A 17,339-nucleotide genomic window follows, 5' to 3' on the forward strand; every position below is an offset into this window, starting at 1 on the left:
ATGCTCGGATTAAACAACAAAGACACCCTGCTGCTCATCATCGTGGCCGCGATCACGCTGCTTGCGCCCTTCATCCTCAACCCCTTCCCGACGCAAAGCGCCATGGCGCAGTTCAACGCGGGCTATCCCGATCTGATGCAGCGCTTCGTCATCTTCGGGATCTTTGCCATCGGGTTCAACATCCTGTTCGGTCTGACCGGCTATCTCTCCTTTGGTCATGCGGCCTTTCTCGGGGTCGGGTCTTACTCGGCCGTCTGGATGTTCAAGCTGCTGTCGATGAACGTGATCCCGGCCATCCTGCTCGCGATGCTCATTTCGGGCCTCTTCGCGGTGCTGATCGGCTTCGTGTCGCTGCGTCGCTCGGGGATCTATTTCTCGATCCTGACCCTCGCCTTCGCACAGATGAGCTTCAACCTTGCCTACTCCGTGCTGACCCCCATCACCAACGGCGAAACCGGGCTTCAGCTCACGTTGAACGACCCGCGCATCCTCGGTCAGGTGACCACCGCCGAAGGCTCGATCCCCGTGACCAGCCTGTTCGGGCTGGAAATGCGCTCGACCTACGAGATGATCTTCGGACCCTGGTCATTCCAGTTCAATGCCGGGTATTACCTCTGCGCCATCATCATGCTGCTCAGCTTTTACATCGCGATCCGGATCTTCCGGTCGCCCTTCGGCATGATGCTGCGCGCGATCAAGTCAAACCAGACAAGGATGAGCTATACCGGCCTCAATCCCCGGCCCTACACGCTTGCCGCTTTCGTGATTTCGGGCATGTATGCCGGTCTGGCCGGTGGTCTCATGGCCTCGATGGACCCGCTTGCCGGGGCTGAACGAATGCAATGGACGGCAAGCGGAGAGGTGGTCCTGATGACCATTCTGGGCGGTGCCGGCACGTTGATCGGTCCGATTCTGGGCGCGGGCTTCATCAAGTATTTCGAGAACATCTTCTCGAAAATCAACGACAACATCCTGCATAGCTGGTTCGCCTTCATGCCCGACGGGTTCGAAAACGCCCTGGTCGCGATCGTCCATCCGTTTGTCGGCAAGGGCTGGCATCTGACACTGGGCATCCTCTTCATGCTCGTCGTGGTGTTCCTGCCCGGCGGCCTTGTCGAAGCTGGTCAGCGGGTCGCCAAACTCTTCCGCCGCCGCAAGTCGGAAAAGACATCCGACGAATCTGCTCAATCCAAACCAGCCGAATAAGGAGACGTTCCAATGGGCATTCTCGAAGTCAAGAACGTCAACAAGCGCTTCGGCGGGCTACAGGCTCTGGGCGATGTGAACCTGTCGATCCGGGAAAACAGCTGCCACGCGATCATCGGGCCCAACGGGGCGGGAAAATCCACGCTTCTGAACTGCCTCGTCGGCAAGTTGATCCCCGATACCGGTTCCGTCCTGTTCGATGGTCAGTCCGTGCTGGGGCGCACCCCCTACGAGATCAACCAGATGGGCATCTCCCGCGTGTTCCAGACCCCGGAAATCTTCGGTGATCTCTCGGTGCTGGAAAACATGATGATCCCGATCTTCGCCAGTCGCGACGGTTCCTTCCGAATGCATGCCATCGAAAACATGCACAACGAAAAGGCCGTCGTCGAACGCGCGAAACAGGTGCTCGACGAGATGAACATGCTCGACAAGCAGCATATGCACGCGGCCTCCATGTCGCGCGGCGACAAGAGACGGCTGGAAATCGGTATGTGCCTCAGTCAGAATCCCCGCCTCCTGCTGCTTGATGAACCGACCGCAGGTATGGCGCGGGCCGACACCAACAACACGATCGACCTGCTGAAACAGATCAAGGACGAACGTGACATCACCATCGCGATCATCGAACATGACATGCATGTGGTCTTTTCGCTCGCCGAACGGATCACCGTTCTGGCGCAGGGCACACCATTGGTCGAAGACGATCCCGAAAACATCAAGGGCCATCCCAAGGTGCGCGAAGCGTATCTTGGCGAAGCCGCTTAAGCGAGGGGACGAAGACATGAACGTCAAACCCGACTTTTCCAAGGGCCGCAACCTTGCCGAAACCGCCCCGGCCTTCCTGTCGGTCTGGGACATGCACTCCTACTACGGCGAGAGCTATATCGTGCAGGGCATTTCCTTCAACGTCCACGAGGGCGAAATCCTTGCCCTTCTGGGCCGCAACGGCGCAGGCAAGACGACGACGCTCCGCTCGATCGCACGGGTGAGCAGCCCGCAGGTAACGCATGGCGAAATCTGGCTCGATCACCAGCCATTGCACAACATGTCAAGCTATCAGGCCGCACAGGCCGGCATCGGCCTGGTGCCCGAAGACCGCCGTATCATCTCGGGCCTCACGGTCGAGGAAAACCTGCAACTCGCACAGATCGCACCGCCGATCGGCTGGTCACTCGACCGTCTTTACGAATTGTTCCCGCGGCTGGCCGAACGGCGCAAGCAGGACGGCGTGACGCTTTCGGGGGGCGAACAGCAAATGCTGGCCGTGGCCCGGGCGCTGGCCCGCGACATCAAGGTGCTCTTGCTTGACGAACCCTATGAGGGTCTCGCCCCGGTCATCGTGGACGAAATCGAGAAAACCTTGCGTATCATCAAGGAGCAGGGCATCACCACGGTGATCGTCGAACAGAACGCCGTGCGCGCGCTGGAACTGGCCGACCGCGCGGTGATTCTCGACACCGGGTCCATCGTTTTCGACGCCTCCGCAAGCGAAGTGCTTGAAAATGAGAGCCTGCGGACCGAGTATCTGGCCATCTGAGCCTGAACGCCCGCCTTTCGATCCATTTGCGAAGGCGGGCAGAAATCCATATCGAAGACCAGACAACAAGGCCCGTCATGACCGAGATCAAGACCTATCCGCCCGCCCCCGACTTCGTGAAGAATGCGCATATCGACGCGGCGACATACCAATCCATGTATGAGGCGTCGATCAACGACCCCGAAGGTTTCTGGTCGCAGCAGGCCGAGCGCCTGACCTGGGACAAGGCGCCGACGAAGATCAAGAATACCACCTTCTCCCACCCCGACGTCTCGATCAAATGGTTCGAAGACGGCGAATTGAACGTCGCCGCCAACTGCGTGGACCGCCATCTTGCCACACGCCCCGATCAGACCGCGATCATCTGGGAAAGTGACGACCCGTCGGTTTCCAGGCATATCACCTATCTCGAACTCAGCGAGCAGGTGAACAAGCTGGCCAATGTCTACAAATCACTCGGCATCGGCAAAGGCGACCGAATCGTCCTTTACATGCCGATGATTCCCGAAGCCGCCTATGCCATGCTCGCCTGTGCCCGCATCGGGGCTGTGCACTCCATCGTCTTCGCCGGCTTCAGCCCCGAGGCGCTGGCCGCCCGGGTCGGCGGCTGCGAGGCATCGCTCATCGTGACAGCGGATGAAGCACCGCGCGGCGGGCGCAGTACACCCCTCAAGACCAATGTCGACAAGGCGCTCGCCATCTGTGGCGACGTCAAGACACTCGTGGTGGAACGCACCGGCGCCGATGTGAACATGGTCGAAGGACGCGATCATGCCTATCATACCCTCATGGCCCATGCCTCGACCGACTGCCCGGCCGAACCGATGAATGCCGAAGATCCGCTCTTCATCCTCTACACCTCCGGCTCCACCGGCGCGCCCAAGGGTGTGCTGCACAGTTCGGGCGGCTACCTGCTCTGGGCGGCGATGACCCATGAGATCGTGTTCGACTATCACGAAGGCGATATCTTCTGGTGCACCGCCGATGTGGGCTGGGTCACGGGTCACAGCTACATCATCTATGGCCCGCTCGCCAACGGCGCCACCACGCTCATGTTCGAAGGCGTGCCGACATGGCCGGATGTGGGCCGGTTCTGGGCGGTCTGCGAAAAGCACAAGGTCAACCAGTTCTATACCGCCCCCACCGCCATTCGTGCGCTCATGGCGCATGGCAAGGAACCGGTCGAGAAGCATGACCTTTCCTCGCTCAAGGTGCTGGGCACCGTGGGTGAACCGATCAACCCCGAAGCGTGGAACTGGTATAACGAGACTGTCGGCAAGGGCACCCGCCCCATCGTCGATACATGGTGGCAGACCGAAACCGGCGGGCACCTTCTCACGCCGATTCCCGGCGCGATCCCGACCAAACCGGGCTCGGCCACGCTGCCCTTCTTCGGTGTCCAGCCGGTGATCCTCGACCCGGCCACCGGCGAGGAAGTCACCACCACCGAGGCAGAGGGCGTGCTGTGCATGAAAGACAGCTGGCCCGGCCAGATGCGCAGCGTCTATGGCGATCACGACCGCTTCGTGAAAACCTATTTCTCGGACTACAAGGGCTATTACTTCTCAGGTGATGGCTGCCGCCGCGATGCCGATGGCTATTACTGGATCACCGGCCGCGTTGATGACGTGATCAATGTCTCGGGCCACCGCATGGGCACCGCCGAGGTCGAATCCGCCCTCGTCGCCCACCCCGCCGTGTCCGAGGCCGCGGTTGTCGGTTTTCCCCACGATATCAAGGGGCAAGGCATCTATTGCTACGTCACCCTGATGGACGGTGAGGAATATACCGACGAGCTGCGCAAGGAGTTGCGCGACTGGGTGCGCAAGGAGATCGGCCCCATCGCTTCGCCCGATCACATCCAATGGGCGCCGGGACTGCCGAAAACCCGCTCGGGCAAGATCATGCGCCGCATCCTGCGCAAGATCGCCGAGAACGACTACGGCGCGCTTGGCGATACATCGACGCTTGCCGATCCCTCCGTGGTCGAGGATCTGATCGACAACCGGATGAACAAGTAGGCGATTGCGCAGGCCCAAATAGGTTCCCCTGCCCCGCGCGGGCAGGGGCCACCCTGACCGGCAATCTTCCGCCGACTGCAACCGCGCACCACGGGCGACCCTGTCCTTTGCCGACACATGGCATAAGGTGGCGGCAACGGCGGCGCTACAATGCCGCCAGACAATCGGAGGTTTCCATGAACAAGACCATTCTCACGCTCGCCCTCGTCAGCAGCATGACGCTTTCGGCCTGCATGCAGATGAGCGAATCGGACCGCCGCGATATCGGTGGCGCCACGGTCGGTGGCGCGATCGGGCTCATCACCGCCAAGGCGCTTGGCGCGAATAACAACTGGACCATCCTGTCCACGCTGGCCGGTTCCGCCGCCGGTGTCATGGTGGCCCGCAATCAGGCCACCGGCGAATGCGCCTATTCCAACGGCGACGGCACCTATCGCACAGGGCCTTGCCCGACCTGATCCGTCAATATTTCTTCGGATTTGAAACATACCACGCGGTTGTCTTAACCGCGTGGTAACTTTTTTCGGCCACCTTCAACCTCGGTGGGGGCTCCCTTTGAGAGGAGCCGCAAAATGTCTCCGATTGATCTGCTTGGAAACGGCAACGGCGCCCGCGCGCCCTCCATTCAACACCCGACCGTCGGCGCGCGCCCGGGCACGGCAAAAGCCGCCGCCATGCAGCCTTCCACCACCACTCACCCCGGTGCACCGGTCGAGACGACGCAGGCCGTTCTCCAACCCGGGGCTGCCACCAAACCCGCGATGAACCCCGGTCCTCGTCCCTCCTCCCGGGCAGGCAAGGCCGATTTCCCCGTGCCACCCATGACCGCGGTTCTGCTGCACGAGTTGCGCCTGCAAAAGGAACTCGCCGACGTTCAGGCCAGGAAGGACGCGCAACCCGGCACCTGATCGCCGCAGTATTGCGCCGCCCATCCCCCGCACAATGACCCCGCGATTGCCACCCCAACGCCCTCTACCGATCCGGTCACGAGGACCGTTTTTCCGTTCAAGTCAAATATCTAGCACCTCCTTCAGGCGCTCTCGCAACTCGATCTTGAGGACCTTGCCGTAATTGTTCTTGGGGAGTTCCGGCACCACGAAATAATCCTTCGGCCGCTTGAATCGCGCGATATTGTCAAGGCAATGCGCATCCAGCGCCCCCTGATCGAGTGCCACGCCGTCGCGCATCACCACAAAGGCCACCACATCCTCGCCCCACTCGGGGTGCGGGCGACCCACGACACCCGCCTCCTGCACATCGGGATGGGTCAGCAACACCTCTTCCACCTCGCGCGGATAGATGTTCGTGCCGCCCGAAATGATCATGTCCTTCGAGCGGTCATGCATCGTGATATAGCCATCCGCATCCATCACGCCCACATCCCCCGTCATCAGCCAGCCATTCACCAGCGTCCTGGCCGTCGCCGCGTCGTTCTGCCAATAACCCGGCATCACCGTATCGCCCCGCACCATGATCTCGCCCGCTTCCCCATGTGGCAGCACCTGCCCATCGGCATCACCGATCCGCACCTCCACCACCGATTGCGCCCGACCGACCGAGGCCAGCCGCGCGCGCCAACGCGGATGCGTCCGGTCGCTCACCTCGTCGCGCGACAGGGCCGAGATCGCCATCGGGCATTCCCCCTGCCCGTATATCTGCACGAAGATCGGCCCGAAATGGTCGACGGCCTCGACGATATCCGCCACATACATCGGCCCGCCGCCATAGACGATCGTGCGCAGCCCCTCACCCGCCTCGCCCGCAGCCTTCGCCGCCTGTGTCATTCGTTTGACCATAGTGGGCGCGGCGAACATGTGCACCCGTCCATGGTGGCGGGCGAGGTCGAAAATCTCGGCCTCGTCGAACCCGCCCGACGGTGGGCAGACATGGCGCGCGCCCACCATCACGTGCATGATGTTGTAAATCCCCGCCCCATGGCTCAGCGGTGCAGCGTAAAGCGCGGCATCCTCCGGGTGGACCTGATCCACATCAACGAAATAGCACAGCGCCATCTCGCGCAGCATCCGGTGGGTGATCATCACCCCCTTGGGCCGCCCCGTCGTCCCCGAGGTGTAAAACAGCCAGGCAAGATCATCCGCCCCGCGCTCCGCCGCGCGCGCCACCGGCGCACATTCCGCAACCTCGGCATAACCCCGCCCCGTCACGTCAACGATCCGCGCCGTCACACCGGCCTCCGCCAATGCCTCCGACAGACCCGGCGAGGCAAAGACCATGCCCGCACCGGCATTGTCGATGATCCACGCCGCCTCGCGCCCATGCAGCTTGGCATTGATCGGCACCGCCACCGCGCCCGCCATCCAGATGCCGTATTGCACGATCAGGTAATCCGGCAGGTTCTTCATGAAAATCGCCACCCGGCCCCCCGGCCCGATACCTTGCACAGAAAGCCACGCCGCAACCCGCGCCGCCCGGTCACGAAACCCGGCGTAATCCGCCACCACCTCACGCCCGAGGAAAAGCGCAGGCGCCTCTCCGCGCACCTGCGCAATCCGGTCCAGATAGATCGCGATATTCATTCCTGCACTCCCCTCTCCATCCTGCACATATCAAACCACCGCACCCCACCACCTGCAATCGCGTAAAACCACGTGCCCTTGGCAAGGCCCTGAAAAAGCGTCAATACGACGCCATGACCGATCCCGCGATTGCCTTCGATCATGCCCCCATCGGGCTTGCCGTTCTGGAAAACCGCGTGATCCGACGCTGCAGCCTGATGTTTGCCGCGCCCGCCTGCTGCAGAAATTCCATGCCCGCAAACTGGCCGAACTGATCGCCAAACTCTCGGGCATGCCGCTGTGATCGCGGATTTCCCCTGACATCGCCATGCCGAATGTCCCAGACTGGTGACGGCAGGACAAAACTCGGATCACGCTTTTCACCTTCCCGGCCTTGCCCTATAAGGCAACAGATGCATCAAGGCGCGGAACCTGCGCCCGAACCGTTCGAGGACATTGATGACGAGAAAACCCCAATCTACCGAAGCCGACGTGGCGTTCATTCAGGCGCTGGCGGAGTTGCTGAACGAAAACGACCTGACCGAACTCAGCGTCAAGCGCGACTATGGCGAAAACGACAGCCTGAACGTGCGCGTCAGCCGCCGCACTGAAACCGTGGCCTACACCGCGCCGCCCCCGGCCCCCAGCAGCGCCGCCGCACCGCAGGCCCCGGCGCCCGCGCCCGCCGAGCCTGCCCCCGCCACCGAAGACCTCGCCAGCCACCCCGGTGCGGTCACGTCGCCGATGGTCGGTACGATCTACCTTCAGGCCGAACCCGGTTCACCCCCCTTCGTTTCCATCGGGGCACAGGTCGCCGAGGGCGATACGCTCCTGATCGTCGAAGCCATGAAGACGATGAACCATATCCCGGCCCCGAAATCCGGCACCGTCAAGCGCATCCTCGTCGATGACGGCGACGCGGTCGAATACGGCTCGATCCTGATGATCATCGAATAAGGCCCCGACCATGATCGAGAAAATCCTTGTCGCCAACCGTGGTGAAATCGCGCTCCGGGTGATCCGTGCCGCCCGCGAGATGGGCATCAAATCCGTCGCGGTCCATTCCACCGCCGATGCCGATGCGATGCATGTGCGCATGGCCGACGAAACCGTCTGCATCGGCCCCGCGCCGTCTCCGCAAAGCTATCTCTCGATTCCCGCGATCATAGCCGCCTGCGAAGTCACCGGCGCGCAGGCGATTCACCCCGGTTATGGTTTTCTCTCCGAGAACGCCAATTTCGTTCAGGTGGTCGAGGATCACGACCTCATCTTCATCGGCCCCACCGCCGAGCATATCCGCGTGATGGGTGACAAGATCACTGCCAAGGAAACCATGCGAAACCTCGGCGTGCCCTGCGTGCCCGGTTCGGATGGCGGCGTGCCCGATCTCGAAACCGCCAAGCGGCTTGGCGAGGAAATCGGCTATCCGGTGATCATCAAGGCCACCGCCGGCGGCGGCGGCAAGGGGATGAAGGTGGCCAACTCGCCCGCCGAGATGGAACGCGCCTTCATGACCGCCCGCGCCGAGGGCAAGTCGAATTTCGGCAATGACGAGGTCTATATCGAGAAATACCTCCAGAAGCCCCGTCATATCGAGATCCAGGTCTTTGGCGACGGCAAGGGCAACGCCGTGCATCTGGGCGAACGTGACTGTTCGCTCCAGCGCCGCCACCAGAAGGTCTTTGAAGAGGCCCCCGGCCCTTCCATCAGCCAGGAAGAGCGCGACCGCATCGGCAAGGCCTGCGCCGATGCCGTGGCGGCGATCAACTATATCGGCGCCGGCACGATCGAATTCCTCTACGAGAATGGCGAATTCTATTTCATCGAGATGAACACCCGCCTGCAGGTCGAGCATCCGGTGACCGAAGCCATTTTCGGCGTCGACCTCGTGCGCGAACAGATCCGCGTCGCCGAAGGGCTGCCGATGTCCTTCACCCAGGACGAGTTGCAGATCAACGGCCACGCGATCGAGGTGCGCATCAACGCCGAGAAACTGCCCAATTTCGCCCCCTGCCCCGGTCGGATCACCCAGTATCACGCGCCGGGGGGCTTGGGTGTTCGGATGGATTCGGCGCTTTATGACGGTTATTCCATCCCGCCCTATTACGATTCGCTCATCGGCAAGCTGATCGTGCATGGCCGCGACCGGCGCGAAGCACTCGCGCGGCTCGACCGTGCCCTGGGCGAGTTGATCGTGGATGGCGTCGACACCACCGTGCCGCTGTTCAACGCCTTGCTGCAGGAACCCGACATCCTGACCGGCGATTACAACATTCACTGGCTGGAACGCTGGCTCGAAAGCAATCTGGGCGAGGGCTGACCAACCCCATGTCCCCCCAACCGGACATGACCATCACCCCCGAACTGCTGCTGCGAGGCTATTCCGTCGGCGTCTTTCCCATGGCCGAGCAACAGGACGATCCCGAGCTTTTCTGGGTCGACCCACGCCGCCGGGGCATCCTGCCGCTTGACGGGTTTCACCTGTCCCGTTCCCTCGCCCGGCGCATGCGGCGCGCCGATTACCGCGCCGCCATCGACACCGATTTCCCCGGTGTCGTGCAGGCCTGTGCCGACCGCCCGGAAACCTGGATCAACCAGACGCTCTTTGATCTCTACATGCAGCTCAACGCGATGGGCCGGGCGCATTCACTGGAAATTCGCGACGATGACGGCCTGCTCGGCGCGGTCTTCGGCGTCACGATAGGGGCCGCCTTTTTCGGTGAAAGCATGGTTTCGCCCCGCCGGGACGGCTCCAAAATCGCGCTCGCGCATCTGGTCGATCACCTCAACCGCGCCGGTTTCCAGCTCTTCGACACGCAGTTCATCACCCCGCATCTGGCCCGGCTCGGCGCCGTCGAGATATCGCGCGCCGCCTATCGACGGCAGCTGGAACAGGCGCTCCAACACCCGGGGCGTTTCATGGAAACCCCTTTGGAAACAGACCCTTATTCGGTGATACAGCGCAACACCCACACGTCGTAACGCGGGTGGTCCATCGCACTGAGCGCGGGCGAAGACGCGATCATCCAGCCGATGAAAACCGGGCTGTCGCGCCCCTCCTCCGTGACGGTCAGAAAGGCATAGGCATCACCGGCCGGGTTCCCGACCGGAAATCGGCATTCGCCCAGCGTCACCTTGATCCGCCCGATCTCAACCGCCTCGCGATTGGCAAGCTCGATATCCTCGACCATGCCGTTGATCTTGTCGAGGGTCCGGATCACAGCACCTTTGCCCGGGCTGACCTCCTCGGCCATCCCGGACAGCGGCAGGCCAAGAAGCATCAGAATCGCGACCAACCGCATCATTGGTCGTCTCCGCCCTCGCCGCCGCTCACGAACTTCAACAGCAGCGAAATCAGCGAAACCGCCCCTTGCGTGTCGAGCACTTCATCGCCCGGTTCATAATAGAACGGCGACCCGCCCGGAGAGATCTCAACGAAAGTCCCGCCCAACAACCCCTCGGACGAGATCACGACCGCGCTGTCATCCGGTATCTCGACGCCATTGGAGACGCTGAACGTCGTATCGGCACGATAGGTCTGCGGGTTGAGCGTGACCCCGGTCACGGTCCCGATCTTGACCCCGGCCAGCCGCACATCGGTCCCCACCGTTACCCCTTCGACCGATCGAAACGACGCGGTCAGCGGATATCCGTCGCCGCCGCGCGAAAAGCCCGTCGCCTGCCCCGCATAGACCACGAACCCGATCGCCACGGCCAAAACCGCGCCGCCGACCAAAACTTCGGTGGTGTTCTCCGCCATGTGACTGACCTACAATCCTGGGTTGCTACTCGGGCTGCCACGCCTCGTAATCGCGGCGTGGTTTCGGCATCGTCTTGCGGATCGAGCCGTCGGGCGCATAGGCCAGCATCGTACCGGTCAGGTTTTCCTGATGCGGCTTTTCCCACGCCTTGTGCGGCAGCGGCTCTTCGCTCGGGGCCTTCTCGAAGGTATGATGCAACCAACCGTGCCAATCCGCGCTGACCCGGCTGGCCTCGGCCTCTCCGTTAAAGATCACCCAGCGCCGCTTGCCATCACGCGAGCGGTAAAACACGTTACCCTGCGCGTCCTCACCCACTTTGACGCCCTTGCGCCAGGTATAGAACTGCGTGTTGAGCGTCGACCCGTGCCACCAGGTCACCGCACGAAGAAGGGTATTGAGAATGCCCATGGACGACTCCTGTTTGTCTCGCCCTCTGTATGACGAAAAGCGCAACCAAGGTCCAGTGGCACGCATGTCGCAATCGCCCCCCATCTGCAAAGCATCCCGTGCGGTATCTGGCCCGAATGGCCAATCCCGGCTAACCTCGTGCAAACAAGAAAAATGGCTGGGCAGATATGACAACCGCTTCCATCGCCGCGACCTGCAAGGGTGTTCGGGTTCCGCATTCTCCGTTTCTGACCGATACCCGCATCCGCCGGATCGACGAAGCCCGCTATGAAGGCGATGAAATCGCCGGCGCACTCGCCGTCGTGCAATCCGGCGACCGGGTGCTCGAAATGGGCGCGGGGCTGGGCATTGTCGGGGCCGTGACGGCGCTCAACGCCAAACCCGCCGCCATCCTGTCCTTCGAGGCCAACCCCGACCTCATCCCCCATGCCCGGGCACTCTATGCCGAGAACAAGCTCGATAATGTGATCGAACTGCGCAACGAGGTGGTGATAAGCGCGCCCAACCGCCCCGAGACCGTCACCTTCCATATCCAGAACTCGTTTCTCGGCTCGTCCTTGATCGCCAAGACCACGCGCAAGACCCGCCCGGTCGAGGTGCCGACAGCGGGTTTCGACGACCTGCGCGATGCGTTTCACCCCGATGTGTTGATCATGGATATCGAAGGCGGGGAACTCGACTTCCTCGAACATGCCGACCTGCACGGGATTCGCGCGGTGGTGATCGAGTTTCACCCCGATGTTTACGGCGTGCAGGGCGCCAAGGCCTGCAAGAACGCCCTGCGCCAGGCGGGCTTTGCCAAGAACCCCGATCTCTCGACCCGCTTTGTCTGGACCTGCACCCGCTCGCCCGAACAGGCGCGGCTTGCCTCCGGCCCGCCCCGCCCGTCCGGCGGCTGGTCCGAAAGCCTGCGCAGCGTCGACAAGGCCGTGATTCACCCGGCAGAAGACAGCGGGCTAAGCACCCCGTCGGGGGTGCAGGACGCAAACGGCCTCGACGTGGCCGAAGCCGCGCTCTGGCGCAACGCCCGCCGCATGAACCTTCCATTCGACCGCCCCACGGCACCGATCCCCGAACTACCGGGCACCTGGCTCTGGGGCGGCGTCATGTGGCGCTATTTCGCACATTTCATCGTCGAAAGCGTCGGGCGGCTCTGGGCACTGGACGCGCCGGAAATCGGCCGCCCCGAGGGCATTCTATTCATTCCACGCCGACCCTTGGTCGAGACCGAACTGGTCAATTTCCAAAGCGGGTTCTTTCGGGAAATGGGCATCGACCTGCCCATAAAAGTCCTGTCGGAACCGACGCGGGTCGAGCGTCTCATCGTGCCGGGTCAGGGCTTTGGCCTCGGCGATATCAGCGCCGGCACCGAACCGTTCCGGCGCTTTACGCATAACCGCTTTGGCGCGAATATCGCACCCGAGGGCGGGGACAGGCTCTATATCTCCCGTAGTCGCCTTGGCCCCAAACGCGGCGCCCTTCTCGGCGAGGACCGGATCGAACAGGCACTGGCGGCCCAAGGATACGAAATCTTCCATCCCGAACGCCATGACATCCCCACCCAGATCGCGCGCTACAAAGCCGCCCGGAAGATCATTGCCAGCGAAGGCTCGGCCCTGCATCTCTTCGCCTTTTGCGGCCGGTCCGATCAACAGGTCGCGGTGATCCCGCGCCGCCGCTCCGGCGCGACCCGACACATCCTCACCCATATCAAAAGCTTTACCGGGAGTGACCCCATCTTGCTCGATGTGCTGTGCCGCGTCTGGCAACCAGTCGCCACGCAGCGTGCGCGCCTTTCCGTGGGGGAACCGGATTTGCCGCTCCTCCACCGCGCCCTTGTCGACAACGGTTTCGTCACCGGCGGCCCATCCGGCTGGGAACCGCTGGACGAAGGAGAAATCCGCGCGAGCCTTGGCGGCGATTACACGCCCAGCGAGCTATCTCTCGCGACCGGATAAGACCTTTCAGACCCAAGGCCGGAGCAATGCGGCGTTCTGACCAACGCGGCCACGAATCCGGGGGCTGAAAACGCAGCCCCCGGACACATCCCTTCACTGAGGCGTCAGTTTGAGGATCGCGTTGTCCAGATCCGACGCGACATAGATTGCCCCGTCTTGCCCGACCGCGATGCCGGTTGGCGATCCCGGCGGCGGCGTGCCCGCCGCAGCGGGCAGCCCGAGCGGCAAATCCCCGGCCAGCACCTCGGTCGCGCCACTTGAGGGCTCGATGGCGATCACTTGCCGCTTGCCGACTTCCGCAACGATCAACCAACCATCGCCGCCCATCTCGATACCCTCCGGCCCGGCAAGCCCTTCGGCGATAACGGTTTTCTCGCCACTCTCAAGATCGACACGCGACACCGCCCCGGTTCCGGCCTCGGTCACATAGACACCGCCCTCGCCGTCCGCCACCATGCCGACCGGCAGGACCAGCCCCTGCACCACCGGCGCGCGGGTCTCGCCCTCGGGACCGCTCACCCGGGTCAACTGACCGGTTGCCAGTTCCAGCACCAGAAGCGTGCCGTCATCCTGCTCAACCGCATCATAAGGTGCCGCGAATCCATGCAGCATCCTGACGCTCTCGCCGCTTTGCGCGTCGATCACCTGAACCGTTCCGGTAAACCAGCTTGACAGGATCACATGCCGGTCATTGGCCCGCGCCGAGATCGGATATTCGATATGATCCGCATGCATCCGCGCCCGGTCCGTGATCTCGCCCGTTGCGGTATCCACGCTGCGATAGGCAAAGAGATCGGCGACATGGAGCGTATCGCCCACCATCGCCAGACCGCCGGGCATCGCCAATCGGCCCTTCACGATCTGGCGGGCATCACCTGTCGCAGGGTCGATCTCCTGCACGCCGTTATCGGCCATGTTCGACACGAAAACCCGGTCTTCACCGTCGATTGCCAGATTGTCGAGAGATGTGGAAAGCTGCGCCACCACCGTGCGATCACCCCCCTGCGGGTCCAGCCGCACCAACTCGCCCCGCGCCGTATCGACCACCCAGATATTGCCCTGGCTGTCGAGATTGACCGCGGCGGGCACCTTGAACCCCTCGGCCAGAACCTCGATTTCGCCCGAATCCACGTCGACGCGAACGACCTGCCCCTTGAACCAGAGCGGGCCATAAAGCTTGTCATCGGGGCCGAACTCGAACCCGTTCAAACCGCCCATCCCTTCGATGATCTTGCGCGGCGCGGCCTCACCCGCACGGTCGATCTCGTAAAGCGCGTCACCAAGGAACACTTGCGTCGCGTAAAGCCTGCCATCGGCGCGGAAATCAAGCGAGTTGATCCCCGGCAACCCCTCGGCCAGCCTTACCACCTCGCCACCCGGCGCGCGGGCAAAGACCTCACCGGTCAGGAACCCGGTCCAGGCCATCGTGCCATCATCGGCAAAGGCGATATCATCAGCCATGCCCGTCGGGGCATCAATCTCGACGCTGACATCGCCACTCCCGCGATCCACCCGATAGAGCGACTGCCCAACCACGCTGCCCGCGAAAAGCGCGCCGTCCGGGCCGATGCCCAGCCCGTGCACGCCGTGAAAATCCGATCCGGGCACAAGCGTTTCAACCTTGTAACCCTCGGCCTGCGCGCTGATCCCGTGCCCAAGCACGAACACGACAGCCGCAACAGCGCCGATCACTTTTCCCTTGATTGCCATTCTTTCCTCCCTGAACAGTCAATGCCGCCGGGGATCGCTCCCCGATCGGCAAAGGCTAGCACCCAACGGAATGCGAACGCATCAAAACGCCGCGTCACGCGATCCAGGGGTCAGGGTCGGATTGGCGCAAGGTCAGGGCGGTGTCACCCGGACGCGGCAGCTCAACTGGCCGCCGTGCCTTCCTTTTTCTGATCCGCATAGATGATCAGGGGCTTGGCCTCGGCATGCGCAACAGCCTCTTCGTTGACGACCACTTCCTCGACATTCTCCATGCCGGGAAGTTCGAACATCGTGTCGAGCAGGACTTCCTCCAGGATCGAGCGAAGCCCCCGTGCGCCGGTCTTGCGCGCAATCGCCCGCTTGGCAATCATCTTGAGCGCGTCGTCGGTAAAGGTCAGCTGCGCATCCTCAAGTTCGAAAAGCCGCTGATATTGCTTGACCAGCGCGTTCTTGGGTTGGGTCAGGATGGTGACAAGCGCATCCTCGTCAAGATCTTCCAACGTCGCGATCACCGGCAGGCGGCCCACGAATTCCGGGATCAAGCCGAACCGCAAAAGATCCTCGGGTTCGAGATCCTTGAACACCTCGCCGATATTGCGATCGTCATTGTCGCGCACATCCGCGCCAAACCCCATCGCGCTGCCCTTGCCGCGCTGCGCGATGATCTTGTCGAGCCCGGCAAAGGCCCCGCCGCAAATGAACAGGATATTGGTCGTGTCCACCTGCAGGAATTCCTGTTGCGGATGCTTGCGCCCGCCCTGCGGCGGCACGCTGGCCACGGTCCCTTCCATCAGCTTCAAAAGCGCCTGTTGCACGCCTTCGCCGCTCACGTCGCGGGTGATCGACGGGTTTTCCGATTTGCGCGTGATCTTGTCGACCTCGTCGATATAGACGATGCCGCGTTGCGCGCGCTCGACATTGTATTCGCTCGATTGCAACAGCTTGAGGATGATGTTCTCCACATCCTCGCCCACGTAACCGGCCTCGGTCAGCGTGGTCGCATCCGCCATGGTGAACGGCACATCGAGAATCCGCGCCAGCGTCTGCGCAAGGAGCGTCTTGCCACAGCCCGTCGGCCCGATCAGCAGGATGTTCGACTTCGACAGTTCCACTTCACTGGACTTGGCCGCATGGTTGAGCCGCTTGTAATGGTTGTGAACCGCGACCGACAGCACCCGCTTGGCCATGGCCTGACCGATCACGTAATCGTCGAGGATCTCGCAAATATCCCGCGGCGTCGGCACACCTTCGCTGGATTTCAGACCCGCACTCTTGGTTTCTTCGCGGATGATGTCCATGCAGAGTTCGACGCATTCATCACAGATGAACACCGTCGGTCCGGCAATCAGCTTGCGAACCTCGTGCTGGCTCTTGCCGCAAAAGCTGCAATAAAGCGTGTTCTTGCTGTCTCCGCTGCCAGAATTGTTCGCCATGATCGTCCTTTCGGGGCCGTCTCGATTCATTTTGGCCGGCGTCCGGCCCAAGGGTCTGCGTTACACCAAGTCTAGGGCAGAGACAAACCGGTCACAATGTCAAATTCGACCGTCTCCGCGGCTTGTGATGGCGCGCGACCCGCGGGCGCGGGCTCACGCCTCGTCGCCCGCCTTCACCCGGCTTTCCACGATCTCGTCGATCAGGCCCCATTCCTTGGCCTCGTCGGGGCTCATGAACTTGTCGCGTTCAAGCGCGGACTCCACCTCCTTGAGCTTGCGACCGGTATGCTTGACATAGATCTCGTTGAGACGCTTCTTGAGTTTCATCGTCTCTTCGGCATGGATCATGATATCGGTGGCCTGCCCTTGGTATCCGCCCGAGGGCTGGTGCACCATGATCCGGCTGTTGGGCAGCGAAAACCGCATCCCCGCCTCACCGGCCGTCAGCAACAGCGACCCCATCGAGGCCGCCTGCCCGATCACCAGCGTCGAAACCTTGGGCTTGATGTATTGCATCGTGTCATAAATCGACAGGCCGCTCGTCACGACACCACCGGGACTGTTGATATACATCGAAATCTCTTTCGAGGGGTTTTCCGCCTCGAGATGCAGCAACTGCGCCACGATCAGGCTCGACATGCCATCATGCACCGGCCCGCTCAGGAAAATGATCCGCTCCTTGAGCAGGCGCGAAAAGATGTCATAGGCCCGCTCGCCCCGGCTGGTCTGCTCGACCACCATCGGCACGAGGGTATTCATGTAAATCTCATACGGGTCTTTCATCTG

General features: G+C 62.2%; 17 protein-coding genes and 1 pseudogene. 11 read left to right on the top strand and 7 right to left on the bottom strand.

Annotated features, from left to right (window positions below; all coding sequences use genetic code 11):
- The 6 genes from FLO80_RS03960 (at window position 1) to FLO80_RS03985 (ending at window position 5,675) form a co-directional block, all read left to right on the top strand.
- Entirely contained in the window at window positions 1-1,206 is a 1,206-nt protein-coding gene (locus FLO80_RS03960) for a branched-chain amino acid ABC transporter permease (protein ID WP_111363678.1), read from the top strand.
- 12 nt (window positions 1,207-1,218) lie between these two features.
- Window positions 1,219-1,974, top strand: a complete 756-nt coding sequence (locus FLO80_RS03965) for an ABC transporter ATP-binding protein (protein ID WP_111363676.1) — start codon at window positions 1,219-1,221, stop codon at window positions 1,972-1,974.
- Between the two features lie 16 nt (window positions 1,975-1,990).
- Complete coding sequence (locus tag FLO80_RS03970; RefSeq protein WP_111363674.1) at window positions 1,991-2,746, top strand: ABC transporter ATP-binding protein; 756 nt, start codon at window positions 1,991-1,993, stop codon at window positions 2,744-2,746.
- Between the two features lie 77 nt (window positions 2,747-2,823).
- Window positions 2,824-4,767 carry an acetate--CoA ligase gene (gene acs / locus FLO80_RS03975; protein ID WP_111363671.1) on the top strand — a complete coding sequence of 648 codons (1,944 nt, stop codon included), beginning with the start codon at window positions 2,824-2,826 and terminating at the stop codon, window positions 4,765-4,767.
- A gap of 176 nt (window positions 4,768-4,943) precedes the next feature.
- Window positions 4,944-5,225 (top strand): YMGG-like glycine zipper-containing protein, encoded by a 282-nt coding sequence (locus tag FLO80_RS03980; protein WP_111363669.1) that lies wholly within the window; start codon window positions 4,944-4,946, stop codon window positions 5,223-5,225.
- Window positions 5,226-5,339: 114 nt separating this feature from the next.
- Window positions 5,340-5,675, top strand: coding sequence for a hypothetical protein (locus FLO80_RS03985; protein ID WP_111363666.1), 336 nt, complete (start codon window positions 5,340-5,342; stop codon window positions 5,673-5,675).
- A 102-nt stretch (window positions 5,676-5,777) separates the two neighbouring features.
- Here the strand turns inward: FLO80_RS03985 and FLO80_RS03990 are convergent, their stop codons facing one another.
- Complete coding sequence (locus tag FLO80_RS03990) at window positions 5,778-7,304, bottom strand: AMP-binding protein (RefSeq protein WP_111363664.1); 1,527 nt, start codon at window positions 7,302-7,304, stop codon at window positions 5,778-5,780.
- A gap of 205 nt (window positions 7,305-7,509) precedes the next feature.
- Between FLO80_RS03990 and FLO80_RS24400 the strand changes: the two are divergent.
- The 4 genes and pseudogenes from FLO80_RS24400 to aat form a co-directional block, all read left to right on the top strand.
- Window positions 7,510-7,587: pseudogene (locus tag FLO80_RS24400) on the top strand (helix-turn-helix transcriptional regulator); the annotation flags it as partial.
- A gap of 155 nt (window positions 7,588-7,742) precedes the next feature.
- Window positions 7,743-8,240 (top strand): acetyl-CoA carboxylase biotin carboxyl carrier protein, encoded by a 498-nt coding sequence (gene accB / locus FLO80_RS04005; protein ID WP_111363662.1) that lies wholly within the window; start codon window positions 7,743-7,745, stop codon window positions 8,238-8,240.
- A gap of 10 nt (window positions 8,241-8,250) precedes the next feature.
- Window positions 8,251-9,603: an acetyl-CoA carboxylase biotin carboxylase subunit gene (gene accC, locus FLO80_RS04010; protein ID WP_111363660.1), complete on the top strand. Its 1,353-nt coding sequence runs from the start codon at window positions 8,251-8,253 to the stop codon at window positions 9,601-9,603.
- 26 nt (window positions 9,604-9,629) lie between these two features.
- Entirely contained in the window at window positions 9,630-10,265 is a 636-nt protein-coding gene (gene aat, locus FLO80_RS04015; protein ID WP_111364097.1) for a leucyl/phenylalanyl-tRNA--protein transferase, read from the top strand.
- Here the strand turns inward: aat and FLO80_RS04020 are convergent.
- The 3 genes from FLO80_RS04020 to FLO80_RS04030 are packed head-to-tail and all read right to left on the bottom strand — an operon-like array spanning window position 10,229 to window position 11,452.
- On the bottom strand, window positions 10,229-10,588 hold the full coding sequence (locus FLO80_RS04020) for a DUF2155 domain-containing protein (RefSeq protein WP_342781705.1): 360 nt from the start codon (window positions 10,586-10,588) through the stop codon (window positions 10,229-10,231). The two genes, aat and FLO80_RS04020, sit on opposite strands and share 37 nt — an antisense overlap.
- Window positions 10,585-11,043, bottom strand: coding sequence for an outer membrane lipid asymmetry maintenance protein MlaD (gene mlaD / locus FLO80_RS04025; RefSeq protein WP_111363658.1), 459 nt, complete (start codon window positions 11,041-11,043; stop codon window positions 10,585-10,587). Before mlaD ends, FLO80_RS04020 begins: the two co-directional genes overlap by 4 nt.
- Window positions 11,044-11,068: 25 nt before the next feature.
- The gene (locus FLO80_RS04030) at window positions 11,069-11,452 is read right to left on the bottom strand and encodes an NADH:ubiquinone oxidoreductase subunit NDUFA12 (protein WP_111363656.1); all 384 of its coding nucleotides are present in this window, start codon (window positions 11,450-11,452) and stop codon (window positions 11,069-11,071) included.
- Between the two features lie 167 nt (window positions 11,453-11,619).
- On the opposite strand from FLO80_RS04030, the gene FLO80_RS04035 reads away from it, so the two are divergent.
- Window positions 11,620-13,410 carry an FkbM family methyltransferase gene (locus tag FLO80_RS04035; protein ID WP_111363654.1) on the top strand — a complete coding sequence of 597 codons (1,791 nt, stop codon included), beginning with the start codon at window positions 11,620-11,622 and terminating at the stop codon, window positions 13,408-13,410.
- Window positions 13,411-13,503: 93 nt separating this feature from the next.
- On the opposite strand, the gene FLO80_RS04040 is transcribed toward FLO80_RS04035, so the two are convergent.
- From FLO80_RS04040 to FLO80_RS04050, 3 genes are all read right to left on the bottom strand, one after another.
- Window positions 13,504-15,120: a Vgb family protein gene (locus FLO80_RS04040; protein ID WP_111363652.1), complete on the bottom strand. Its 1,617-nt coding sequence runs from the start codon at window positions 15,118-15,120 to the stop codon at window positions 13,504-13,506.
- 161 nt (window positions 15,121-15,281) lie between these two features.
- Window positions 15,282-16,553, bottom strand: a complete 1,272-nt coding sequence (clpX, locus tag FLO80_RS04045) for an ATP-dependent Clp protease ATP-binding subunit ClpX (protein ID WP_111363650.1) — start codon at window positions 16,551-16,553, stop codon at window positions 15,282-15,284.
- A gap of 153 nt (window positions 16,554-16,706) precedes the next feature.
- Window positions 16,707-17,336 carry an ATP-dependent Clp protease proteolytic subunit gene (locus FLO80_RS04050; protein ID WP_111363648.1) on the bottom strand — a complete coding sequence of 210 codons (630 nt, stop codon included), beginning with the start codon at window positions 17,334-17,336 and terminating at the stop codon, window positions 16,707-16,709.
- Window positions 17,337-17,339: the final 3 nt, after the last annotated feature.

Source organism: Aquicoccus porphyridii (genome assembly GCF_008369105.1).
GTDB classification, from domain to species: Bacteria; Pseudomonadota; Alphaproteobacteria; order Rhodobacterales; family Rhodobacteraceae; genus Aquicoccus; species Aquicoccus porphyridii.